The sequence below is a fragment of the Brevundimonas sp. AC546 genome (assembly GCF_979258305.1).
The window spans coordinates 2,734,892-2,757,661 of sequence record NZ_OZ409849.1 but is presented as its reverse complement, the minus strand read 5'-3'; the positions used below and the strand labels follow the sequence as shown (position 1 = coordinate 2,757,661).

Annotated in this window: 22 protein-coding genes; 18 read left to right on the top strand and 4 right to left on the bottom strand. The window is 65.8% G+C overall.

Annotation, left to right across the window (positions count from 1 at the left end):
• The first annotated feature begins 132 nt into the window (after positions 1–132).
• A complete protein-coding gene (locus tag ACZZZD_RS13635) occupies positions 133–1,281 on the top strand; it encodes an efflux RND transporter periplasmic adaptor subunit (protein ID WP_463435697.1) in 1,149 nt (382 codons plus the stop codon).
• An 11-nt stretch (positions 1,282–1,292) separates the two neighbouring features.
• Complete coding sequence (locus ACZZZD_RS13630; RefSeq protein WP_463435696.1) at positions 1,293–4,385, top strand: efflux RND transporter permease subunit; 3,093 nt, start codon at positions 1,293–1,295, stop codon at positions 4,383–4,385.
• Positions 4,386–4,475: 90 nt separating this feature from the next.
• Here ACZZZD_RS13630 and ACZZZD_RS13625 read toward each other — a convergent pair whose 3' ends face one another.
• Entirely contained in the window at positions 4,476–5,021 is a 546-nt protein-coding gene (locus ACZZZD_RS13625) for a hypothetical protein (RefSeq protein ID WP_463435695.1), read from the bottom strand.
• 274 nt (positions 5,022–5,295) lie between these two features.
• Between ACZZZD_RS13625 and ACZZZD_RS13620 the strand changes: the two genes are divergently transcribed.
• A complete protein-coding gene (locus ACZZZD_RS13620; RefSeq protein WP_463435694.1) occupies positions 5,296–5,559 on the top strand; it encodes a hypothetical protein in 264 nt (87 codons plus the stop codon).
• A 168-nt stretch (positions 5,560–5,727) separates the two neighbouring features.
• Here the strand turns inward: ACZZZD_RS13620 and ACZZZD_RS13615 are convergent, their stop codons facing one another.
• Both ACZZZD_RS13615 and nhaA read right to left on the bottom strand, forming a co-directional pair.
• A complete protein-coding gene (locus ACZZZD_RS13615) occupies positions 5,728–8,379 on the bottom strand; it encodes a TonB-dependent receptor (protein WP_463435693.1) in 2,652 nt (883 codons plus the stop codon).
• Between the two features lie 209 nt (positions 8,380–8,588).
• On the bottom strand, positions 8,589–9,833 hold the full coding sequence (gene nhaA, locus ACZZZD_RS13610; RefSeq protein WP_463435692.1) for a Na+/H+ antiporter NhaA: 1,245 nt from the start codon (positions 9,831–9,833) through the stop codon (positions 8,589–8,591).
• Positions 9,834–10,210: 377 nt separating this feature from the next.
• On the opposite strand from nhaA, the gene ACZZZD_RS13605 reads away from it, so the two are divergent.
• From ACZZZD_RS13605 to ACZZZD_RS13535, 15 genes are all read left to right on the top strand, one after another.
• Entirely contained in the window at positions 10,211–11,668 is a 1,458-nt protein-coding gene (locus tag ACZZZD_RS13605; RefSeq protein WP_463435691.1) for a protein adenylyltransferase SelO, read from the top strand.
• A 123-nt stretch (positions 11,669–11,791) separates the two neighbouring features.
• Complete coding sequence (locus tag ACZZZD_RS13600; RefSeq protein WP_463435690.1) at positions 11,792–12,319, top strand: DUF2975 domain-containing protein; 528 nt, start codon at positions 11,792–11,794, stop codon at positions 12,317–12,319.
• A gap of 12 nt (positions 12,320–12,331) precedes the next feature.
• Positions 12,332–12,550 carry a helix-turn-helix domain-containing protein gene (locus tag ACZZZD_RS13595; RefSeq protein WP_463435689.1) on the top strand — a complete coding sequence of 73 codons (219 nt, stop codon included), beginning with the start codon at positions 12,332–12,334 and terminating at the stop codon, positions 12,548–12,550.
• A gap of 98 nt (positions 12,551–12,648) precedes the next feature.
• Positions 12,649–13,092 carry a hypothetical protein gene (locus ACZZZD_RS13590; RefSeq protein WP_463435688.1) on the top strand — a complete coding sequence of 148 codons (444 nt, stop codon included), beginning with the start codon at positions 12,649–12,651 and terminating at the stop codon, positions 13,090–13,092.
• On the top strand, positions 13,089–13,286 hold the full coding sequence (locus ACZZZD_RS13585) for a helix-turn-helix transcriptional regulator (protein ID WP_463435687.1): 198 nt from the start codon (positions 13,089–13,091) through the stop codon (positions 13,284–13,286). The genes ACZZZD_RS13590 and ACZZZD_RS13585 overlap by 4 nt, the downstream gene beginning before the upstream one ends.
• Positions 13,287–13,345: 59 nt before the next feature.
• The gene (locus tag ACZZZD_RS13580; protein WP_463435686.1) at positions 13,346–14,302 is read left to right on the top strand and encodes a TraB/GumN family protein; all 957 of its coding nucleotides are present in this window, start codon (positions 13,346–13,348) and stop codon (positions 14,300–14,302) included.
• 198 nt (positions 14,303–14,500) lie between these two features.
• A complete protein-coding gene (locus tag ACZZZD_RS13575; protein ID WP_463435685.1) occupies positions 14,501–14,920 on the top strand; it encodes a DoxX family protein in 420 nt (139 codons plus the stop codon).
• A 169-nt stretch (positions 14,921–15,089) separates the two neighbouring features.
• On the top strand, positions 15,090–15,572 hold the full coding sequence (locus ACZZZD_RS13570) for a MerR family transcriptional regulator (protein ID WP_135193530.1): 483 nt from the start codon (positions 15,090–15,092) through the stop codon (positions 15,570–15,572).
• Between the two features lie 3 nt (positions 15,573–15,575).
• Positions 15,576–17,360: an acyl-CoA dehydrogenase C-terminal domain-containing protein gene (locus tag ACZZZD_RS13565; protein WP_463435684.1), complete on the top strand. Its 1,785-nt coding sequence runs from the start codon at positions 15,576–15,578 to the stop codon at positions 17,358–17,360.
• A 165-nt stretch (positions 17,361–17,525) separates the two neighbouring features.
• A complete protein-coding gene (locus tag ACZZZD_RS13560; RefSeq protein ID WP_463436136.1) occupies positions 17,526–18,689 on the top strand; it encodes an acyl-CoA dehydrogenase family protein in 1,164 nt (387 codons plus the stop codon).
• Positions 18,690–18,704: 15 nt separating this feature from the next.
• A complete protein-coding gene (locus ACZZZD_RS13555) occupies positions 18,705–19,034 on the top strand; it encodes a hypothetical protein (protein WP_463435683.1) in 330 nt (109 codons plus the stop codon).
• A gap of 110 nt (positions 19,035–19,144) precedes the next feature.
• Positions 19,145–19,390: a type II toxin-antitoxin system Phd/YefM family antitoxin gene (locus ACZZZD_RS13550; RefSeq protein WP_463435682.1), complete on the top strand. Its 246-nt coding sequence runs from the start codon at positions 19,145–19,147 to the stop codon at positions 19,388–19,390.
• Entirely contained in the window at positions 19,387–19,641 is a 255-nt protein-coding gene (locus ACZZZD_RS13545; RefSeq protein ID WP_463435681.1) for a Txe/YoeB family addiction module toxin, read from the top strand. The genes ACZZZD_RS13550 and ACZZZD_RS13545 overlap by 4 nt, the downstream gene beginning before the upstream one ends.
• Positions 19,642–19,645: 4 nt before the next feature.
• The gene (locus ACZZZD_RS13540; RefSeq protein ID WP_463435680.1) at positions 19,646–20,389 is read left to right on the top strand and encodes a 16S rRNA (uracil(1498)-N(3))-methyltransferase; all 744 of its coding nucleotides are present in this window, start codon (positions 19,646–19,648) and stop codon (positions 20,387–20,389) included.
• A gap of 201 nt (positions 20,390–20,590) precedes the next feature.
• Entirely contained in the window at positions 20,591–21,952 is a 1,362-nt protein-coding gene (locus ACZZZD_RS13535; RefSeq protein ID WP_463435679.1) for a glutamate--cysteine ligase, read from the top strand.
• Here ACZZZD_RS13535 and ACZZZD_RS13530 read toward each other — a convergent pair.
• A complete protein-coding gene (locus tag ACZZZD_RS13530) occupies positions 21,949–22,386 on the bottom strand; it encodes a hypothetical protein (protein WP_463435678.1) in 438 nt (145 codons plus the stop codon). The genes ACZZZD_RS13535 and ACZZZD_RS13530 overlap by 4 nt on opposite strands.
• Between the last annotated feature and the right edge of the window lie 384 nt (positions 22,387–22,770).

The following is a 22,770-nucleotide window of genomic DNA, read 5'->3' as shown; positions in this document are numbered from 1 at the left end:
TGCGTCACATTAAGCCTTGGCAATAAACCGTTTCGGCGTTTGAGAACGGCTCGCGGACGCGGTATGGGACAAGCCTCCCGAGAACCGGCGCGAGCCGGCGATCCGCTTCGCCTGCAACCGAGGAAATCCCCCGTGTCCAAGACGACCCGAACCGCTCTCAATCTCGGCGCCATGGCCCTGTCGGCCTTCCTGCTGGCGAGCTGCGGCGGACATGGCGAGGAAAAGAAGGACGAAAAGGCCGGCGGCGGCTCGCGCCAGACCATCAGCGCGGCGACCGTGGCCCAGACCAACCTGAACCGCACCGTGACCGCATCGGGCACCGTCTCGGCCTGGGAAGAGGTGCCGGTGGCGGCCGAGACCGGCGGCCTGACCGCCGTCGCCGTCTATGTGGACGAAGGCTCCTACGTCCGTCAGGGCCAGCCTTTGGTGCAGATGAACGACGTCCTGCTGCGCGCCCAGTTGCAGCAGCAGCAGGCCCAGGTCCAGCTGGCCCAGGCCAATGTGTCGCGCGACGACGCCGCGCTGGATCGCGCCCAGCAGCTGAAGGAACGCGGCTTCCTCAGCCAGGCGTCGCTGGACACCGCCCTGGCCAACCAGCGCGCGTCGAACGCCAATCTGGCCGCCGCCCGCGCCACCCTGGCCCAGACCCAGACCCAGCTGTCCCAGGCGACCATCCGCGCGCCCGTCGGCGGCCTGATCATCAGCCGCAGCGTGACCAAGGGCCAGATCATCGCCGCCGGAACCGAACTGTTCCGCATGGTCCGCGACGGCCGTCTTGAGCTGGACGCCCAGGTGCCGGAAACCGAGCTGGGCCTGATCCGCGCGGGTCAATCGGCGACCGTCTCCTCCAGCGAGGCCGGTCAGACCACCGGCTCGGTCCGCATCGTGACGCCCGAGGTCAACGCCACCACGCGCCTGGGTCTGGCGCGCATCTCGCTGGCGCCCGGCGCCCAGCTTCGTCCCGGCATGTTCGCCCGCGCCGACATCGCCGTCGGCGACCAGCCGGCGACCACCGTGCCGACCGGCGCGGTGCTGTATCGCGAGAACAAGCCCGGCGTCTTCGTCGTGAACGGCGACGGCACGGTCCACTTCCAGCCGGTGACGGTCTTGTCGCGCACCGACGCCCAGACGGCGGTCAGCGGCGTCAACGTCGGCGTCCGCGTCGCGGTGGACGGCGCCGGCTTCCTGAACGAAGGCGACCGCGTCAACGTCGCCCAGGCTGTCGGCAATACGCAGGCCGCGCCTGCCGCCCAGCCTGCGGCCCCGGCGGCGAAGAAGTAGGACCGACGACCATGAACCAGATGTCGTCCTGGGCGATCAAGAACCCGATTCCGATCATCCTGCTGTTCCTGCTGCTGACGCTCGGCGGCGTGGTCGGCTTCATGGGGATGCGGATCAACTCCAACCCCGACATCGACTTCCCGCTGGTCGCCGTCACGGCCGCCCGCCCCGGCTCGGCCCCGGCGGAAATGGAAGTCCAGGTCACCCGCCTGATCGAGGATTCACTGGCCGGCCTGTCGGGCGTGCGCCACATCACGTCGAACATCACCGACGGCGTGTCCTCCACGACGATCGAGTTCGAGCTGGGCACCGACACTGACCGCGCGACCAACGACGTGCGCAACGCCATGACCGGCCTGCGCGCCAGCCTGCCCCAGGACATGCAGGAACCGGCGGTCCAGCGCATCGACATCACAGGCGACGCCCTGATCACCTATGTGGTCCGCTCGCCGACCATGACGCCGGAAGAGATCAGCTGGTTCATCGACAATGAGGTCAGCCGCGGCCTGCTGGCCCTGGGCGGCGTGGGCGAGGTCAACCGCTCGGGTGGTGTCGATCGCGAGATCCGCGTCGAGCTGGATCCGCAACGGCTCGCCGCCTATGGCGTCACCGCCGCCGAGGTCAGCCAGGCGCTGAACAACGTCAACAACAACCTGCCGGGCGGCCGCGTCACCATCGCCGGGTCCGAGCGCGCCGTGCGCACCCTGGGCGCCGCGACCTCGGTCGAACAGCTCAGCGGCACCCTGATCCCGCTGGGCGACGGCAAGACGGTGCGCCTGGATAATCTGGGCAAGGTCGAGGATAAATGGAGCGAGCCGCGCCGCCTGGCCCGCTACAACGGCCAGGAAGCCGTCACCTTCAACTTCCTGCGCTCGCGGACCGCCTCCGAGGTCAAGGTCGCCGAAAAGGTCCGCGAAGAGGTCAAGAAACTCGACGAGGCCCATCCCGAACTGACGATCAGCCAGGTCACCGCCAGCGTCGAGGAGATCGAGGAATCCTACCTCGCCTCGCTGGAGGCCCTGCTGCTGGGCGCCGTCCTGGCGGTCATCATCGTCTTCATCTTCTTGCGCGACTGGCGGGCCACCTTCATCGCAGCCATGGCCATGCCGATGTCGCTGATCCCGACCTTCGCCATCCTGGGCCCGCTGGACCAGTCGCTGAACGTGGTGACCCTGCTGGCCCTGTCGCTGACCATCGGCATCCTGGTCGACGACGCCATCGTGGAGATCGAGAACATCGTCCGCCACATGCGCGACGGCAAACCGCCCTATGACGCCTCGCTGGAAGCGGCCGACGAGATCGGCCTGGCGGTCGTGGCCACCACCGCCACCATCATCGCCGTGTTCGCGCCCGTCGGCTTCATGCCGGGCATCATCGGTCAGTTCTTCAAGGCCTTCGCCCTGGCGGCCTGCGTCTCCGTGGCCTTCTCGCTGCTGGTCGCACGGACGCTGACGCCGCTGATGGCGGCCTTCATCCTGAAACACACCAATCACGAGGACCGCGATCCCTTCTGGATGTCGGGCTATCTGAAGGCCCTGCGCTGGTCGCTGGGCAACCGCTGGAAGGTGTTGATCCTCGGCGTGCTGTTCCTGGTCGGCTCCGTCGCCACGGCCGTTGTGGCCAAGATGTCGTTCGAGTTCATGTCGCCCGGCGACGTGGCCCGCGCCGCCTTCCAGGTCGAACTGCCGCCCGGCTCGACCCTGCGCCAGACCGACGCCGTGGTTCAGCAAGTCACCAAGCGGCTTGAAGCCCGCCCCGAGGTCACCTCGGTCTACGCCGCCGTAGGCGGTCAGGACGTGACCCAGGCCAATGTCTATGCCGACATGGTGCCCAAGGGCGACCGCGACCTGAGCCAGCAGGCCTTCGCCCGCGCCATGGTCGATGAGCTGAAACAGATTCCCGGCGCCCGTATCCGCGCCGGCATCGCCCAGTCGGGCGGTGGTCCCGGCGACGGCACAAGCTACACCTTCTCGATCCTGAGCGATAATCCCGACGCCCTGAACGCCGCGGCGCGCAAGGTCGAAGAGGAGATGCGCGGCGTCCCCGGCCTGGCCAATATCGTCAACTCGGCCGCCATCGCCCGCCCCGAAATCCTGGTCACGCCGCGCCCCGACGAGGCGGCTTTAGCCGGCGTCTCGGCCGGCGCCATCTCCCAGGCCGTGCGGGTCGCCACCATCGGCGACGTGGATCAGAACCTGCCCAAATATAACCTGGGCGACCGCCAGATCCCGATCCGCCTGCAGCTGACGGAGAACGCGCGCGAGGATCTGACCGTGCTGGAGAATCTGCGCGTGCCGGGCAACGGCGGAAACTCCGTGCCGCTCAGCGCCGTCGCCGACATCGCGTTCGGGGCCGGCCCCGCCACCGTCACCCGCCAGGACCGGTCGCGGATCGCCTCGATCAGCGCCGAGCTGGACGGCATCGCCACCGGCGCGGCAGGCGCAGCGGTCAACCGCCTGCCCTCGGTCCAGAACCTGCCCGCCGGCGTGCGCCAGGTGCCGGCCGGCGACGCCGAGTTCATCCAGGAGATGCTGACCGGTTTCGCCATCGCCTTCGCCTCGGGCATCCTGCTGATGTATGCGGTTCTGACGCTGCTGTTCAAAAGCTTCGCCTATCCGATCACCATCATGGCGGCCCTGCCGCTGGCCATCGGCGGCGCCTTCATCGCCCTGGCCATCGGCGGCGCCAACTTCTCCATGTCCGCCCTGATCGGGGTGCTGATGCTGATGGGGATCGCGGCCAAGAACTCCATCTTGTTGGTGGACTATGTCATCATGGCCGAGCGGGACGGCATGCCGCGCCACGAGGCCATCATGGATGCGGCGCACAAGCGCGCCCGTCCCATCCTGATGACCACCTTCGCCATGGGGGCGGGCATGGTGCCCATCGCCATGGGGGTCGGGGCCGACGTTCAGTTCCGCTCGCCCATGGCCATCGCCGTGCTTGGCGGACTGATCTCCTCGACCTTCCTGTCCCTGCTCTACATCCCCGCCATCTTCACCATCGTCGACGACATCGCCGGCTGGGGCCGCCGCATCCTGCACCGCTCGACGGCGGGACAGCGCGAACTGGCCAAGCCCAGGCCGGGGACAGTGGTGGAGTGAGGTCGATCAGCCCTTTGCGGACCCTCGGTGGGCCCGCAAAGGGTGGGAAATGGACACTAATGGCGCAGCTGGCGCCATCTACTGCTCATATTAGGGCGTGTTCCGCTCCCAGTATCGGCTTGAATTTTCCGGGATCAAAGGGTCCCAGCACTGAAGCAGCGCCGACACGGCATCATGTCCCCATTTGCCGTAAGGCCCGCCTGTTGCTTCCACCGATACTGCGGCTGAAACAAATCGGATCTGGGTCGAGAAGCCGTCCTTCATCGTGGGCATAATCGTCGAGGTTTCACTGAAGATGCGCGTGGCCCACGTGTCATTCTGAATGACGGGTAAATCGCGAAAGCCTAGTGCTACCTGCCTCAACGCCGGACAATCGTTCGAGGTTATGCGGTCTGTTCCCCGTTCCGAAACTCGGATGGCCGTCCAGCCAAGCCTCTCCAAATCTCGTTCGGTCCGAACCGGGCGAGGCCCCTCCGTACTGATTGTTATGGTGTGCTGGATGGTGTGGTCAGCGTCACCCGCCACCTCTAACGTCACGTGCGGAATGATCACATTGGATAAATCTTGGCTAATCCCGGCTCCGCCAACAAGAGCGGCGAGAGCAAAGCCGACGACAACCGATTCAGTGGTGCTCAACGGTTTCTCCAAGGCAGCTAGGTTTGTCGACTTATGGCGACCAAATCTTTCGTTCAGACACTATGCACATTCACGATAGATCAGCTTGGGAGAAGAACGTCACCAATGAACTCACTACCTTAGAAAGCATGTCGAGGCGCTGGCTCCTAGTAGGATCAATGTCCAATAGGCGTCGAACGCTTGCACGCCATGACCCATGATCCGGCCCGCTGACGATTGCATTCACCCTCGAAAAAAACAAAGATCGCCGATCAAAGCTTGAGGATCGCAATCCATGATGACCGCACTCGCTACCGCCCTGGCCCTGATCTCGATGCAAGATGCACCGCCCCAGAATGCAACAGCGGCCGAGCGCCCCCAACCCGACCGCCCCGTGGAACGCAAAATCTGCCGCAGAGAGCATGTCGTCGGGTCGAACCGGCCGCAGCGTATCTGCATGACCGAGCAACAATGGCGGCGGGCGGAAGACGAAAGCCGGGAGCAGCACCACAACATGACGCGTGGGCAGCCTATGGACGTGCCGCGTATGCCAGGCTGAACAATTGGCGAAGCGGGTTTATCGAACCGTTCACGCTGGTTTTGCCGCAGGCCGACTGACGAACCACATTCAGAGGTCCTGTCGTTCTCGGATACGGCTTTCGAGAAAGAAAAAGGGCCGGCCGGTTGCCCGGTCGGCCCTTGGTCGTTCAGCCTTGTGGGCTGACGATCAGTATCTGACCTTCAGCGTCACGCCGTAGGTGCGCGGGGCGCCGAGGTAGGCGTTGTAAGTCGCCGTGTCGGTGGCGATATTATAGAAGGTGCCGTCCGCCTGGGGCGTCGTGGTGTTGGCGAAGGCCGTACCCTGCAGCGGCGCGGCGAAGCCGACCTGGGTGTATTCTTCTTCCAGCAGGTTCTGACCCCACACCTCCAGCGTCCAGCGCTCGTCTTCCGAACCGATCGAGACGCGGCCGTTGACGACGGTGAAGGCGTCCTGGTTCTTGTAGGGGAGCAGGTCCGAGCCGGTGTTGTATTCGGTCGAATATTTGGCCGACAGGTTGAACCCGCCGCGCAGGCCGCCGCCCAGCTCGCGATCGAACGCCAGGGCGCCGGTCAGCGACCATTCCGGGGCGAACGACGCGCGTGCGCCCGGCAGCAGCGACAACTGCGGGAAGCGGCCGGGGCTGGACAGGTCGCCGGCGCCGAAGTCACCGTATTTGGCGTCGGTGTAGGTCACGCCGCCCTGGAACGACAGGCCCTCGACCGGGGTGAACCAGACCATGTCGGCGTCGACGCCGCGCGACTTCAGCTCGGGGATGGATTCCACCACGAAGGCGGTGCCCAGGAAGGTGTTGAGCTGGAAGTTCTCGAACTTCTGGTCGAAGTAGGTGAGGTTCAGCAGCATGGTGCGATTGAACAGGGTCGTCTTGATCCCCGCCTCATAGCTGTCGACCGTCTCGGCGTCGAAGAACAGCGAGGCGTCCGGCGTCACGCCCGTCTGCACCCGGTCCATATTGTAACCCGCGCCCTTGTAGCCGCGCGCATACGAGCCATAGACCATGACCGACGGATTGAACCGGTAGGACGCCTTGATGGTGCCCGACAGGTCGGTGTCGCTGAACTTCTCCTGGATCCGGCGATTGTCGTAGAGCGGGTTGGACCAGGGCAGGCACAACAGGCCCAGCGCGGCGGCCGGGGTTGCGACATTGGCGGTGCCGGGGATCGGCGAGACCGTACGGTTGGCCGGGTTCTGGTTGGCTAGGGCGCCGCCGCAGGCCGCGCCGTTGCTGCCCAGATTGTCCTGAATACCCAGCAGACGCTTGCTGTCATAGGTGTAGCGCAGACCCAGGTTGATATCGAAGGCCTCGGTCACCCGGTAGGTGTTGTTGGTGAACAGGGCCACCGATTCCGAACGCTGCGAATAGTGGTCCTGATACGCCTTGCCGGCCGAGAAGGTCGGGGCGGCGGCGCTGGGCGGCACAGCGCCGATAACGCACAGCGGTTGGCCCGCACCCGCGCCGGCCGTGCCGACCAAGAAACCGTTCGGGTTGGTGAAGCAGCCCAGGCGCGACGGGCTGGGACCGCCGACGGCGGCCGGCAAGGACGCCGTCAGCAGGAAGGAAGCGAAGGCGTTGTAGTCCGAGCCATAGACGTAGCTATCGTCGCGATAGACGCCTTCCTTGGTGGCGAACAGGCCGACCAGCCAGTCCAGCTTGTCCGACGTGCCCGCCAGGCGGAACTCTTGCGTCAGGTTGTCGACGCCGTAGCCGTTGGAGCCGTCGTTGGCGCGGTACAGGATGTCGGCGCCGGTATAGTCCAGGTCCATCCCCTGCTGGAACGACCAGTCGCGCCACGAGGTCTGCGACGTCAGGGTGGCGTTGATGCTGGGGAAGTCGATGGTCGCTTCCGCCGACAGACCCATGTCCTCGATCTCTTGGGGGGTCTCGCGGTTGGAATAGGCCAGGCGCGAGAAGGGCACCGTGCCGAAGCCCGCGACCGGCGGCGTCTGGCCGGGGCCGTTGGGCGCGGTCAGGGCGGCGATGAAGGCCTGAGACGGACCGACGCGCGTCTGCACGGCGGAGCAGCAGAACTCGTCGCGCTTGGTGTAGTCGGCGATCAGGCGAACCGACACGTCGTCGCTGGGCAGGATCAGCAGCTGGCCGCGCGCAGTCCAGTAATCCTGGGTGTTGTCGTCGGTGCGGCTGTTGGGGCCGTCGCCGTTGTTGACGTCGTAGAAGCCGTCGCGCTCGCGGTGGGCGACGAACAGGCGGCCGGCGATCTGATCGGTCAGACCGCCCGTGACGGAGACCGAACCGCCGATGGCGCCGAAGTTGCCGCCGGTCAGTTCCGCCGAGATCGACGGGTCGAACGACGGGCGCTCGGTGATGATGTTGATGACGCCGGCCGAGGTGTTCTTGCCGAACAGTGTGCCTTGGGGACCCTTCAGGACCTCGATCCGGCTCAGTTCGCCCAGGTCGCCGAAGCCGACCGAGTTGCGCGAGCGATAGACGCCGTCGATCACCACGCCGACCGAGCTTTCCAGGCCGGGGTTGTCGCCCACGGTGCCGGCGCCGCGGATGCGGACGGTGGTGGAAGCTTCCGACTGGGTCGAGGTGACGGTCATCCCGGGCGTCAGGATCTGCAGATCCTTGATGTCCTGGACCCCTGCGCCGTCCAGCAGTTCCTGCGACAGGGTCGTGACCACGATCGGCACGTCCTGCAGGCTCTGTTCGCGCTTCTGGGCGGTGACGATGATGTCGTCCACGGTCGCCGGGGCTTCCTGCGCGGCGGCGACGCCGGCGAAGCCCCCGGCGAGGCCGAAGACGACGGCGCCCACGACAGCGGCGGACACAGTGGTTTTGAGTTGAAGATTGCGGCGCATAGGCGTCCTCCCGGCTCTGAAGCCATGAGCGCACCAGGCGATCACGGCGTTTCCTGTTCCCAAATCGACGTCCCCTTCTTGGGGGATCGTTCGTTATCGCTAGGCTAAGCGCGCTTCGGCCCCACCGACAAGCGAGCGTTGTTACCCGCGACGATTTTTCGCCGCGGATTCGCCTTTGTGTGTCAGGGAAGAGACATAAAACGCTGACGTTAGGTAAGTTTTTGCCCGTCTTTCGGCCCCAGAGGCTCGACCTCAAGCTGCAAGGCGGCCGGATCGACCTGGCGGCGTCGGCCGGCGAAACCCAGCACGATAGCCGCCGCGATCGCCGACAGGATCGAGCCGCCGATGACGCCCAGCTTGACCTCGACCTGTTCGGGCGAATCCACGGCGCCGGGGAAGGCCAGGACGCCGATGAACAGGCTCATGGTGAAGCCCACTCCGCACAGCAGCGACACCCCATAGACCTGGAGCCAGCTGGCGCCCGTCGGCCGCGCGCCGATCTTCAGCGCCGAGGCCAGCCAGGCGGCGCCCATGACCCCGATCTGCTTGCCGAAGAACAGGCCCAGGGCGATGGCGACGACCAGGGGCGCGAACGCCTGCTCCATCGACAGGCCGGCGAAGGACACGCCTGCCTTGGCGAAGGCGAACAGCGGCAGGACGAGGAAGGCGTTCCACGGATGCAGGTCGTGCATCGCCTCCTTCAGCGGGCTCTGGCCGTCTTCGGCCCGGCCCTTGATCGGCACGATCATGGCGAAGGCCACGGCGGTCAGGGAGGTGCTGAGGCCCGACAGCACCGTCAGATACCAGACGAGGCCGAACCCCAGCACCCAGAAGGGCGCCGGAATGCGGATGCGGTGCGCGGCGACGGCGCCGACGGCCAGGGCGCCCAGGGCCCAGAACAGCGGCGTCCAGTTGGCGCCCTCGCTGAACAGCACGGCGATCAGGGCGATGGCGCCGAGGTCGTCGACGATGGCGAGCGTCAGCAGGAAGACCCGCAGCGACGACGGCAGCCCCTTGCCCACGAAGCCGAAGATGGCGAGCGCAAAGGCGATGTCGGTGGCCAGCGGAATTGGCCAGCCGGCGTGGGGCGCCCCCATTGTCGCGGACAGCAACAGATAGACGGCCGCCGGTCCCGCCATGCCGCCAAGCGCCGCCAGCACCGGCGTCGCCAGCTTGCGCGGATCGCTGAGTTCGCCGCGCACGATCTCGTATTTGATCTCCAGCCCCACCACGAGGAAGAAGATCGCCATCAGACCTTCCTTGATCCAGTCGGAGATCGTCTCCTCCAGCCGGATCGGGCCGATTTGAAGCACGTGATAGCTCTTCAGCCAGGTGAAATAATCCCCGCCCCACGGCGAGTTGGCCACCAGCACGGCGGCGATGGCGGCCAGCGCCAGGGCCGAGCCGGATGCGGTCTCGGTCTTGAGGAAATCGAGTGTCAGTTTGCGCGCCACGGCGGCCTCCATCGGAATACTGAAGCTGTCGTGACGCCAGGTTATCGACGGGCGTCGGACCGGATTCGTCGCCCCTTCGGAGCGCGCCGGCCTGGCCGCGCGGAGCGACCTGATGGCTGAGGTCAGGATAGAGGATGCCAGCGCTTGAGCCAACCATCTCTCCCCTCTTTCGTCATTCTCCGGCGAGCGCAGCGAGACCGGGGAAGCCAGCGGCGCCGAAGGCGAAATCCATCCGCCGCACGATGCTGAGACATGCAGTCCGCCACAGGGTCGCGCTCTCGCGCGCCGCTGGGTCCCCCGGTCGCTTCGCGCCGGAGGATGACGAAAGACAAACGAGGCGGTTGCGCTCTCCCCTTCGGACACGCACCTAGCCTCCCATGCCCGTCTCCCTCGCCTACCGCCCCGAACCGCGCTTCTTCGACCTGGGCGCCGACTATGCCGATGCGGTTCAGGCCGCCGACTTCCCGCAGACGATCTTGCGGTTCCGCAACGAGCGCACCGCCGCCGAGGTCGGGCTGGAGGGGTTAAGCGAGGCGGAATGGATCGCCGCCTTCGGCCGGTTCGAGCCCCTGCCCGGCCAGCCCGGCCCCATCGCCATGCGCTATCACGGCCATCAGTTCCGCCACTATAATCCCGACCTGGGCGACGGGCGCGGCTTCCTCGCGGCGCAGATGCGCGAAACACCGTGCGCTCAAGCAACGAGCGACCGCGTCGCGAGTGGTAGCGCCCCAAGTCGACTTCTCGACTTGGGAACGAAAGGCTCTGGCACGACGCCGTGGTCGCGCAGCGGCGATGGGCGGTTGACGTTGAAGGGCGGGGTGCGTGAGGTGCTGGCGGCGACGATGCTGGAGGCGCAGGGCGTCCCGACCAGCCGCGCCTTCTCCCTGATCGAGACCGGCGAGGCGCTGGAGCGCGGGGACGAGCCGTCGCCCACAAGGTCCGCCGTCCTGGTGCGGCTGTCGCACAGCCATGTGCGGTTCGGGACGTTTCAGCGCGCCGCCTATATGGGGCGGGTCGATCAGATTGAGGCGCTGATCGAACACGTCCGCACCCTGTATCATCCGACCGTCGCGGCGGGTGACACACCCGGTCTGCTGGCCGCCATCGTCGAGGCCTCGGCCAAGCTGACCGCGCGGTGGATTGCGGCGGGCTTCGTGCACGGGGTGCTGAACACCGACAATCTGAACGTCACGGGCGAAAGCTTCGACTATGGCCCCTGGCGGTTCCTGCCGGAGTACGACCCGGCCTTCACCGCCGCCTATTTCGACCAGACCGGACTCTATGCGTTCGCGCGCCAGCCCGAGGCGGTGTTCTGGAACCTGACGCAGTTGGCCGGGTGTCTGAAACTGGTCGCCGACGTCGAGCCGCTGACGCAGGCGCTGAACGGGTTCGGGCCGGCCTATATCCGCGAACTGCGCGCCGCCTTCCTGATGCGGCTGGGGGTGCGCAGCCTGGGCGAGGCGGCGGACCAGCGGCTGGTGGATGCGACCCTGGCGCTGTTGCGCGAAGGCGGCGCGGCGATGCGATGGGAGCCGCTGTTCTTCGACTGGTTCGGCGGCTTCGCCTCCTCGGCCCGCGCCCTGTCGGGACCGCGCGCGAAACTGTATCAGGGCGAGGCCTTCGACGCCTTCCGCTTCGCCCTGCTGGAGCATGAGCCCGACCGGGTCGAACGGCTGGAGCATCCAATGTTCGCCGCCCGCGAGCCCGAGGAGATGCTGATCGACGAGGTCGAGGCGATCTGGGCCGCCATCGCCACCGGCGACGACTGGGCGCCCTTCCAAGCCAAGCTGGACCGACTGGAAGCCGCCCGCCTTGCCTGGGGCTTCACTGCCTGACGCCGAACCTTACGAAAGCTTCATCTCGTTTATCGATAATGTTCTTGTCCGTTTATCGATAAATCCATATCGATAGTCACCAAGGCGGTCGCGGAGGGCGACTCGATTGGAGGGGCTATCAAGATGAAACTCGTCGGCAAACGGTCGGCCGCCAGCGCTCTGCGGTGGCTGCTCGGCTTCCTCAATGTCTTCGTGACGATCGCTGTCGTCGCGACGGCGATCGGCTTGATCATCAGCCTGATTTCGCCAGACGCCGCCGCCGGGTTTATCGACGGACTGAAGGACGACCCCAACGACCTTACCCAGACCCTCGGTCTGGCCGAACGCCTGGTGCTGTTGGGCGCCTTCCTGGCTTGCGGTTTCACTTGGTGGATCATCAATCGCCTGCGACGCATCCTGCTGGCGGTGAATCAGGGCGACGCCTTCGAGTTCGCCAATGTCAAACGCCTGCAAGCGGTCGGGTTCGGCCTGCTGGGGATCCAGTTGACCGCCTTGATGCTGTCCATCGTCGCGCCCCAGGCCATCGGCCAGTCCGCCTCCGACTATGATTTCAGCCTCGGGTCCTGGCTGGGCATTCTGGTGGTCTTCATCCTGGCCGAGGTGTTCCGGCAGGGGTCGGCCATGCGCGACGAACAGATGACCACGGTCTGAGAGGGGCGCGTCATGATCATGATCCAGCTGGACCGGCTGCTGCTCGAACGCCGCATGTCCCTGACCGAACTGTCCGACCGCGTCGGCGTCACCCTGGCCAATCTGTCGATTCTCAAAACCGGCAAGGCCCGCGCCGTCCGCTTCTCCACCCTGGACGCCCTGTGCCGCGAACTGGACTGCCAGCCAGGCGACCTGATCGTCCAGACGCCGGGGGTGCAGCCAGAGGAATGACCAAAAGGAAAGCGTCATTGTCGCTATGTAAATGACGCTTGACTTACCGTCGATATAGCCCGTAAAGCTCCCTTGTCACAACGACAGGGGAGCTTGTCATGAAACATCTCGAACGCACTGAATACACCCACGACCAGAAGACCGTCATTTCCATCGCCGCGGCCCTGGCCGCCGTCAGCCTTACCGCCAAGGTCGACACGCCCTTGTGGCCCAGCAGTCTTGGCGCCCCGCCCTCGCTGGGCCTGGCTGTCATGCTGATCGGCCTGACGCTGGCGATGATCCATTATAATGGCGTCTGGTGGCGCGGGCTGGACGAGACGTCGCGCCACGCGCACCGCAAGGCCTGGTGGACGGGCGGCAATCTGGGCGTCGTCGCCGGCGCCGCCGCACTGGTCGCCCTGCTGAACAACGGCGTGACCCTGACGGAATCGCTGTTGCTGCATGGACCCGCCGCCTGGGCGGCGACCGGTTTTCTCTGCCTGCTGGGCGGGCAGGCGGTCGGCTATGGCCTGGCCCTGCTGCTGAACCGGCGGGCCGGATGAGCCGGGTCGCCAACCGCGTGCGCGACCTGCGCAACCAGCAGCAGATGTCGCTGGGCCAGCTCAGCAGAAGCCTCGGCGTCTCTCGCCTGACGCTGCGGGCCATCGAGACCGGCCTCTATGCCCCGTCGCTGGGCCTGGCCTTTCGCCTAGCCCGCACCCTGAACCATCCAGTCGAAGACCTCTTCGCCGTCTGATCCGGCGGCGGCGCATCCCGCGCCGCGCCACACCCAAACCTGAAACCAAGGATACGACCATGAACCTCCAGATCACTCTGGGGCGCGCGGCTTCGCGCGTCCAATCCATCGGCGCCGGCATGGCGCTGGGCCTCGCCGCCTGGGCCGCCATTTTCGCTGGCGAAGCCTATGCCGAGACGCCTGTCGCCCCTGCTCCTATCGCCCGCGCCGCTGGCGACGGCCCGCCCCTGTGGGTCGTCCGGGACGTGGATTCAACCGTCTATCTCTATGGCACGATCCATCTGCTGAAACCCGGCACAGCCTGGGGATCGGACAAGGTGGACGCCGCCTTCGACAGTGCGTCGGACGTCTGGTTCGAGGTCACCAACCCGGATGACCAGGCCGCGCTCGTGCCGCTGTTCCAGCAATATGGCCTGTCGCCGGACCGCCCCCTGTCCAGCTGGCTGACGCCCGAGGAACAGGCGACCCTGGCCAAGGCCGCCCCGGCCGCCGGTCTGACCGCGCAACAAATCGACCCGTTCCGGCCCTGGTTCGCCGCCCTGATGATCGCCACTGGCCCGCTGACGGCCGCCGGATACGACCCGGCGCTGGGCGTCGAGATCAACCTGCGCGCCCGGGCTCTGGCGGCCGGTAAACCCATCCACGGGTTCGAGACCATCGACCAGCAGATCGGCGGCTTGGCGCGGATGAGCGACGCGGGCCAGATGACCTATCTGCGGCACTATCTGACGACCTACGATCAGGCCGCCGCCGATCTGGATCGCGTCGTCGCCGGCTGGATCGCCGACGATCAGGCCGCCATGGCCCAGTATGCGCATGAGAATGGGCGCGCCATCTCCGAAGAGACGCACCAGATCTTCATGGCCCGCCGCAACGCCGACTGGGCCGAGCAGATCGAGACCCTGCTCGAAGGCTCCGGCACGACCTTCATTGCCGTGGGGCTCGGCCACCTTGCGGGCGCGGACAGCGTGCAGGACCTGCTGGCCGCGCGGGGAATCTCGGTGATCCGACAGTAGGGCGCCACGCGTATCGGGGTTGTGGGGCGTCGGGAATCGGACCAGACGCCCCGGCCCGTAACACAAAGTCATCAACTGATGTCATCGGCTGATGTCATCGCTTGATGACAAATATCGAAAGCGCCGCTATATCCCCCCTTGCGAACGGCGATCCCCAATCCGATATCGCGACTGTTACGAAATCAGGTTCCTCCCCCGATGACCACCTCCACCTTCACCACCGCCCCTTCGCGCAGCCGCGCCGCCTACGCCAACATCGCCCTTTGGACGCTGCAGGGCTGGATCGCGATGTTCTTCATCGCCGCCGGCTACGCCAAGCTGACCGAACCGATGACCAACCTCATCAATCTGATGGGCTGGCCCGCAGTCGCGCCCGAAAACATGGTGCGCGGCCTGGGCATCGTGGAGCTGGTTCTGGCGATCGGCGTGCTCAGCCCGCTGATCTCATGGCGCATCGGACGCCCGCTGCTGATGACGGCGGCGACCGGACTGATCGTGCTGGAATCGACCATGCTGGTCATCCACGCGATGAGCCAGGACGTGGGTCTAGCGGTGGTCAACGCCATCCTGCTGGCCTTCACCGTCCCGGTCCTGCTGGGTCGTCGCAAGGCCTTTTGAAAGAGATCGAACGTCGGACCCCTCTCCCCCCTGCTGTCCGGCGTTTGCGCCCGGAACCTCCCCCCAGGTTCCGGGCTTTTTCATGCGTGTAAGCTCGGCACACGAAAAGCTTACCCTTACGTGCGCGTAAAGCGCTTTCCTTTACGCGCACGTCAAGTTATGTTGGCGTATGGCCACCGCCGACGACCACCGCACCTATTCCATCCGCCAGCTCTGCCGCGAGTTCGGAGCTACGGCGCGCGCCCTTCGCTTCTATGAGGACAAGGGCCTGCTGACCCCTGCGCGCAAGGGCCAGACCCGCGTCTACGACGCTCGCGACCGCGCCCGGCTGAAACTGATCCTGAGGGGCCGCCGCATCGGCTTCACCCTTCAGGAGATCCAGGACATGATGGATCTCTATGATCAGAAGGACCACAACGTCCATCAGATGGCCGTGGCCCTGGTGCGGCACCGCGCCCAGATCGCGGCGCTGAAGCAGCAGCTGGAAGACATCGAAGGCGCCATCGAGACGGCCGAACAGGCCTGCAACTGGATGGAATCCAAGCTTTCCGAACACCGCCCCGACCTGCTGCCGGGCGCCGAAGACTATGAGAAGCTGCTGCGCGCGCGTCTCAACCACGACCATCACCACCCCTTCAAAGCAAGAGCGTAATCCATGGCCTACAAGGCGCCTGTCCGCGACTTCACCTTCATCCTGAATGAAGTGCTGGAGATCGACCGCTACACCAACCAGCCGGGCTTCCAGGACGTCTCTTCGGATCTGGTCGGCCAGATCTTGGAAGAGGGCGCCAAGTTCGCCGACGAGGTCATCGCCCCGATCAACAATCCGGGCGACAAGGAAGGCTGCCACTGGTCCGAGGGCGGCGTGGTGACCGGTCCCAAGGGTTGGAAGGAAGCCTACAAGGCCATGTCGGAAGCCGGCTGGATGGCGCTGGCCGCCGACCCGGCCTATGGCGGCCAGGGCATGCCCAGCGTGGTGGCCTCGGCCTTCGGTCAGATGACGGCCGGCGCATCCGCCGCCTTCTCGATGTATCCGGGCCTGACGGCCGGCGCCTACGCCGGCATCCACGCCAACGCCTCGGACGAGCTGAAGTCGAAATACCTTCCCAAGATGGCGACCGGCGAATGGTCGGGCACGATGAACCTGACCGAGCCCCAGTGCGGCACCGATCTGGGCATGGTGCGCACCAAGGCCGTGCCGAACGGCGACGGCTCCTATTCGATCACCGGCCAGAAGATCTGGATCTCGGCGGGCGAGCACGACTTCGCCGACAACATCATCCACACGGTGCTGGCCCGCGTCGAAGGCGCGGTTCCGGGCATCAAGGGCCTGTCGCTGTTCGTCGTGCCCAAGTTCCTGGTCAATGAGGACGGTTCGCTCGGCGAGCGCAACAGCCTGGAATGCGCCGGCCTCGAGCACAAGATGGGCATCCACGGCAACGCCACCGCCGTGATGCAGTACGACGGCGCCAAGGGCTGGCTGATCGGCCAGGAAGGCCGGGGCATGAACAACATGTTCGTGGTGATGAACGAGGCCCGCCTGGGCACCGGCCTGCAAGGTCTGGCCATCGGCAACGCCGCCTATCAGGCCGCCGTTGAGTTCGCCAAGGACCGCCTGCAAGGCCGTAGCCTGACCGGACCCAAGAACCCGGACGGTCCGGCCGACAGCATCATGGTCCACCCCGACGTGCGCCGCATGCTGCTGGAGGCCCGCGCCTTCGTCGAAGGCGGCCAGGCCTTCATCCTGTGGACCGCCCTGCACGCCGATCTGGAGAAGTCCGAAGACGAGGCTGTCGCCACCAAGGCCAAGGACTACATGGGCCTGCTGACGCCGGTGCTGAAGGCCTATCTGACCGACAAGGGCTTCCACGTCGCCTCGCTGGGCATGCAGGTGCACGGCGGTTCGGGCTACACCGAACACTTCCCCGCCTCGCAGTATCTGCGCGATGCCCGCATCACCATGATCTATGAAGGCACCAACGGCATCCAGGCGCTCGACCTGGTCGGGCGCAAACTGCCCGCGGCCGGCGGTCGGGCCATCATGACCTGGTTCGGCGAGATCGACGCCTTCGTCGCCGAGAACAGCGGCAATGAAGCCATCAAGCCCTTCGTCGACGGCCTGGCCGACGCCAAGGCCAAGCTGCAGGACGGCACCATGTGGCTGATGCAGAACGGCATGGCCAACCCGGACAACGCCGGCGCCGCCTCGACCGACTATCTGAACGTCTTCGGCCTGACGGCCCTGGCATACATGTGGGCGCAGATGGCCAAGGTGGCTCAAGGACAGGTCGAGGCCGGCTCGACCGACCCCTACTACGCCACCAAGCTTCAGACCGGCCGCTACTTCGTCGAGCGCATCTTGCCCGACGCGGACGCCCACCTGAAGAAGATGAAGACCGGCGCCGACGTGCTGATGGCCATGCCGGCCGAGGCGTTCTGAGGATAACCCGTCTCCTCCCCGCTTTGCGGGGAGGTGGCGCGGCGCCTCTTCGGCGCCGTGACGGAGGGGCTCTTTCCGTCGCTCGTTCCTGAAACCCAGCGGTGGCCAGAGCCCCTCCACCGCTTCGCGGTCCCCCTCCCCACGGAGTGGGGAGGAGACATGACAATGAACGTGCTGGGCAGCCCCGACCCCGATTTCATGCGCGAAGAGGAGATCACCCTCTTCTCCGACAGCGTCGGCAAATGGATCGACGAGCACGCACCGCCGGAAAAGGTCCAGCAATGGATCGCCAACTCGTCCGTGCCGCGCGACCTGTGGACCCAGGCCGGGACCGACGGCCTGCTGGGCCTGTCCATGCCCGAAGAAGACGGCGGCATGGGCGGAGACTATCGCCACGAGGTCGTGCTGATGCGCCAGCTGGGCTGGAAGGGCGCGGACCATTTCGGCATCTCGCTGCACAACGCCATCGTCGCCCCCTACATCTGGCATTACGGCACCGAGGAGCAGAAGGCGCGCTGGCTGCCGCGCCTGGCCTCGGGCGAACTGGTCGGCGCCATCGCCATGACCGAACCGGGCGCGGGCTCTGACCTGCAGGGGATAAAGACCACGGCGGTCAAGAGCGGCAACGGCTATGTCGTCAACGGCTCCAAGACCTTCATCACCAACGGGCAACTGGCCAACTTCGTCATCGTGGTGGCCAAGACCGACCCGGCCGAGGGCGCCAAGGGCACGTCGCTGATCGTCGTCGAGACCGACGGGGCGGAAGGCTTCGAACGCGGCCGCAACCTGCACAAGATCGGCATGGAGGGGAACGACACCTCCGAACTGTTCTTCAACGATGTGAAGGTTCCGGGCGACAACATCATCGGCGGCGGCGAGGGCCAGGGCTTCGTCCAGCTGATGCAGCAACTGCCCCAGGAGCGGTTGAACATCGCCGTCCAGGGCGTCGCCGCGGCAGAGCGGGGCCTTGAGGCGACGCTGGCCTACGTCAAGGAGCGCAAGGCGTTCGGCAAGCGTATCCTCGACTTCCAGAACACCCAGTTCAAACTGGCCGAGATCAAGACCAAACTGACCGTCGCCAGGGTCTTCGTCGATCACTGCATCGGTTTGCACCTGAAGGGTCAGCTCGACGCCGCCACAGCCTCCATGGCCAAATACTGGGTCACCGACATCCAGGGCGAGACCATCGACGAGATGCTGCAACTGCATGGCGGCTATGGCTACATGAACGAATACGCCATCGCTCAGTTGTACAAGGACGCGCGGGTCCAGCGCATCTACGGCGGCACCAACGAGATCATGAAGCTGTTGATCGCGCGGACGCTTTAGGACGACGACAGTACGATGGCGCTGATCGAAAAGGGGCCGTTCGAACGCTTTGGAGATTGGTTGGGTCAGCGACTGAAGCCCGTCGCCAAACCCGTCGTCGCGCCGTTCGTCCACCCGCCACGGGACATACTCCGGCGGCAGGATGGTGCAGGGCCTGGCGAATGGACGGAACTGGTTTGCCGCGCCGATGGACTTTACAGTTTCGCCGACTGGAAGCGACAGACGGTGTCTGCGCCGGGGATCGCGCCTTGGGAGACAGAGTTTCCGGTCTTCGAATCCGGCCTCTACGGGACCGAGGATGAAGCGCGACAGGCGATGATCGACCACATGGCGATCACAGGCTAGGCTCGCAGTCTGGCAGTCTGGCAGTCTGGCAGTCTGGCAGTCTGGCAGTCTGGCAGTCTGGCAGTCTTGAAATCATGTACAAAATATCGTACATAGACGTCATGAACGCCATGTCCGTCACCGAATTGCGCAAAAACCTCGCCTCGGCCATCGACCGGGTGACGGCGGATCACGACTACACCATCATCACGCGCGAGGGCGGCAAGCCGGCGGCGGTATTGATGTCGCTGGAAGATTTCGCCTCCTGGCAGGAGACGGAATATCTGCTGCGCAGCCCGGCGAACCGCGAACAGCTGATGGCGTCCATCGCGGAACTCGAAGCCGGCAAGGGTCAGGTGCGCGAGCTGATCGAGTGAATGTCGTCTTTTCCGGCCGGGCCTGGAGCCAATATATCTACTGGCAAGAAACTGATCGAAAGCTTCTCGCCAAAATCAACGCCTTGATCAAAGAATGCTCGAGAACTCCATTTACGGGATCTGGCCTGCCGGAGCCGCTGAGAGGCGACCTGAAGGGATGGTGGTCCAGGCGCATCAATCAGGAACATCGCCTCATCTATCGCATGACCGAAACGGGCCTGGAGATCATCCAGTGCCGCTATCACTACTGAGCCGATGATACGTTTGCATGTGAAGTCGGCATTGGCGGAAGGGTCCCCCGTCGCGCCCACCCTCGACCAGTCCCGCTATCTGACCCAAGTCATGCGGTTGAAGGTCGGGGACGACCTGCTGGTGTTCAACGGCCGTGAAGGCGAATGGCGCTGCACCATCGCCGAGGTGCTGAAGAAGGGCGTCATCCTGCGCGCCGAGGAACAGGTTCGGCCCCAGGCACACGGTCCCGATCTGGAGCTGATCGTCGCCGTGGTGAAGAAGGCGCGGGTCGAGACCATCGTCGAAAAGGCCGCCGAACTGGGCGCGCGCCGGGTGCGGCTGGTCCTGACCAAGCGGACCAATGCCGACCGCATCCGCCTGGATCGGCTGGACGCCATCGCCGAGGAGGCCGCCGAACAGACCGGCCGCATGGACGTGCCCGCCGTCGACGACCCGATGAAGCTGGACGCCCTGCTGGACGGCTGGGAGGCCAGTCCCGATTCTGGGCGCCGGCTGATGTTCTGCGACGAGACCGGCGGCGCGCCGGCGATGTCGGCGCTACGCGAGGCAGGCGAGGGTCCCCAAGACCGGAAATGGTCCATCCTGATCGGGCCGGAGGGCGGTTTTTCGCCGGAAGAGGGCGAGCGGCTGCGGTCCCTGCCCTTCGCCACCGCCGTCTCGCTGGGCCCGCGCATCCTGCGCGCCGACACCGCCGCCATCGCCGCCATGACCCTGTGGCAGGCGGCTGTCGGCGATTGGGACCGCTGATTCTCATTCCGCTCATCCCCGCGAAAGCGGGGACCCAGTGCTTTGGGCGATAGCCGCCCAAGTCATGCGACGCCGCCGATCCCACACATCGGCGGCGCGAAAGAACTGGGTCCCCGCTTTCGCGGGGATGAGCGGATTTTATCCAGCCTCTTGAGGAACGCTGCATTAGCCGCCATCTAGCCGCGACAGCAGGGGTTACAGATGGCCGAAAACGCGCCGCTTTCCAGAGACGCTCTCATCGAGGCCATGTCCAAGGGGGCCAAGCCCAAGGACCAGTGGCGGATCGGCGCCGAGCACGAGAAGTTCGGCTTCGACAAGACCACCCTGGCCCGCCCCGGCTATGAAGGCCCGGGCGGCATCAAGGCCATGCTGGAGGGCCTGCAACGCTTCGGATGGTCGCCGGTCGAGGAGAACGGCTTCCTGATCGGGCTGGAGCGGCGCAACGCCGAGGGCTTCATCGCCTCGGTCAGCCTGGAGCCGGGCGGCCAGTTCGAACTGTCGGGCGCGCCGCTCCTCACGATCCACGACATCTGCAACGAGACCGGTCAGCACCTGATGGAGGTCAAGCAGGTGGCCGACCAGATCGGCGTCGGCTTTCTGGGCGCCGGTTTCGACCCGCTGTGGACCCGTGAACAGGTGCCGGTCATGCCCAAGGGCCGCTACGACATCATGCGGTCCTACATGCCCAAGGTCGGGACCCTGGGCCTGGACATGATGCTGCGCACCTGCACCATCCAGGCGAACCTCGACTTCGATTCCGAAGCCGACATGGTGATGAAGTTCCGCACCTCGCTGGCCCTGCAACCGATCGCCACGGCCCTGTTCGCCTGTTCGCCCTTCACCGAGGGGCGTCCGAACGGCTTCCTGTCGGCCCGGGCCAACGTCTGGACCGACACCGACGCCGATCGCACCGGCATGCTGGGCTTTGTGTTCGAGGAGGGCTTCGGCTTCGAGCGCTACGCCGACTATGCGCTGGACACGCCGATGTATTTCGCCAAGCGCGACGGCCGATACGTCGATGCCTCGGGCCAGTCGTTCCGCGATTTCCAGGCCGGCAAGCTGCCCGCCTTGCCGGGTCAGTTCCCCACGATCAAGGACTGGAACGACCACCTGACCACCCTCTTCCCCGAGGTGCGGCTGAAGGCCTATCTGGAGATGCGCGGCGCCGACGGCGGTCCCTGGAGCCGGATCTGCGCCCTGCCCGCCCTGTGGGCCGGCGTCCTGTACGACGCCCCGTCGCTGGCCGCCGCCTGGGACCTGGTCAAGGACTGGGACATCGCCGATCACGAGCGCCTGCGCCGCGACGTGACGCGCCTGGGCCTTAAAGCCGAAGTCGCCGGCCGCAGCGTGCGCGACATCGCCGTGGACCTCGTAAATATCGCCAAACAGGGCCTGAAGAACCGCGCCAAATTCTCGGGCGGCATGGTGGACGAGCGCGGCTATCTGTCGGAACTGGAAGACATCGCCGACAGCGGAATCACCCCGGCCGAGCGCCTGCTGGACCTGTATCACGGCGCCTGGCAGGGCGACGTGAAGCGCATCTACGCCGACTTCGCCTATTAGGGCACGGTATAGTCCGAGCAATCCGGCAGCTTGCTGTCCGGGCGGTATTCGCCCGCCGCCGCGTCGAAGGTGAACCGGCGGCTGTAGCTGCATTTCGGATCGCGCACGGTGACCAAGTCGGCGGGTTTCAGCGGCGGCTTCTCCAGCGAGTCCTCGGAACGCGAAGAGCCGCGCGGATAAGCGGTTGCTGTGGTGACGTAGTCGAGCACGGGCATGGCGCCCGCCTCGCCCGTCGCCGTCAGCGCAGCCTCGAACCCGTATTCGTCGTGACAGGCGCCGGCCCGCTGCGTCATGTCGTCTTCGCCGAAGCAGGCGCGGATCGTCAGCTCTGCGCGGATCGGCACGGCCAGCACGGGCGTCGCGCCAGCATCGCCGTTCGTATCCAGCCGATACAGGCGCAGTTCCGTGGCCTGACCCCCGCCGCCGGAATACATGCTGCTGGTCTCGACCTGAACTCCCGCCAGAACACCGCCGTCCGCCAGGGGGATCAGGTTGGTCCACGGCTGAAAATACTCGACCGCAGCGCCTCCCCCCTGTCTGCCTGCGGCGGTAAAGCGTCTGCGGCGCGCAGGATCGGTCGCGCGATCGGTTCGCCGTCTTCTCCCGTGTCTTTCGTCAGACCCACGCACCACGCCCCATCGCTTGTGCAGGCGCGATCGTCTGTGACGGTCAGAGTCTCCAGTCGATCCGCAGCGGGCGCAGACTGTAAGGCTGCGATCAGGGCAAGAGCGAAAATCATCGTCGCATCCTATCCAACGCGGCGCGCGACGCCATACCGCACTGGCACGCAATGCAAAGGCAAGCTTAACGCATACGGC

Excerpts from the sequence above, each read along its gene's own strand:
- ACZZZD_RS13560 (WP_463436136.1), top strand. The coding sequence starts at position 17,526 with ATGAACGTGCTGGGCAGCCCCGACCCCGATTTCATGCGCGAAGAGGAG.
- ACZZZD_RS13530 (WP_463435678.1), bottom strand. The coding sequence starts at position 22,386 with ATGTATTCCGGCGGCGGGGGTCAGGCCACGGAACTGCGCCTGTATCGG.
- ACZZZD_RS13575 (WP_463435685.1), top strand. The coding sequence starts at position 14,501 with ATGACCACCTCCACCTTCACCACCGCCCCTTCGCGCAGCCGCGCCGCC.
- ACZZZD_RS13605 (WP_463435691.1), top strand. The coding sequence starts at position 10,211 with ATGCCCGTCTCCCTCGCCTACCGCCCCGAACCGCGCTTCTTCGACCTG.
- ACZZZD_RS13585 (WP_463435687.1), top strand. The coding sequence starts at position 13,089 with ATGAGCCGGGTCGCCAACCGCGTGCGCGACCTGCGCAACCAGCAGCAG.
- ACZZZD_RS13620 (WP_463435694.1), top strand. The coding sequence starts at position 5,296 with ATGATGACCGCACTCGCTACCGCCCTGGCCCTGATCTCGATGCAAGAT.
- ACZZZD_RS13595 (WP_463435689.1), top strand. The coding sequence starts at position 12,332 with ATGATCATGATCCAGCTGGACCGGCTGCTGCTCGAACGCCGCATGTCC.
- ACZZZD_RS13570 (WP_135193530.1), top strand. The coding sequence starts at position 15,090 with ATGGCCACCGCCGACGACCACCGCACCTATTCCATCCGCCAGCTCTGC.
- ACZZZD_RS13630 (WP_463435696.1), top strand. The coding sequence starts at position 1,293 with ATGAACCAGATGTCGTCCTGGGCGATCAAGAACCCGATTCCGATCATC.
- ACZZZD_RS13615 (WP_463435693.1), bottom strand. The coding sequence starts at position 8,379 with ATGCGCCGCAATCTTCAACTCAAAACCACTGTGTCCGCCGCTGTCGTG.
- ACZZZD_RS13540 (WP_463435680.1), top strand. The coding sequence starts at position 19,646 with ATGATACGTTTGCATGTGAAGTCGGCATTGGCGGAAGGGTCCCCCGTC.
- ACZZZD_RS13590 (WP_463435688.1), top strand. The coding sequence starts at position 12,649 with ATGAAACATCTCGAACGCACTGAATACACCCACGACCAGAAGACCGTC.
- ACZZZD_RS13580 (WP_463435686.1), top strand. The coding sequence starts at position 13,346 with ATGAACCTCCAGATCACTCTGGGGCGCGCGGCTTCGCGCGTCCAATCC.
- ACZZZD_RS13535 (WP_463435679.1), top strand. The coding sequence starts at position 20,591 with ATGGCCGAAAACGCGCCGCTTTCCAGAGACGCTCTCATCGAGGCCATG.
- ACZZZD_RS13550 (WP_463435682.1), top strand. The coding sequence starts at position 19,145 with ATGTCCGTCACCGAATTGCGCAAAAACCTCGCCTCGGCCATCGACCGG.
- ACZZZD_RS13555 (WP_463435683.1), top strand. The coding sequence starts at position 18,705 with ATGGCGCTGATCGAAAAGGGGCCGTTCGAACGCTTTGGAGATTGGTTG.
- ACZZZD_RS13600 (WP_463435690.1), top strand. The coding sequence starts at position 11,792 with ATGAAACTCGTCGGCAAACGGTCGGCCGCCAGCGCTCTGCGGTGGCTG.
- ACZZZD_RS13565 (WP_463435684.1), top strand. The coding sequence starts at position 15,576 with ATGGCCTACAAGGCGCCTGTCCGCGACTTCACCTTCATCCTGAATGAA.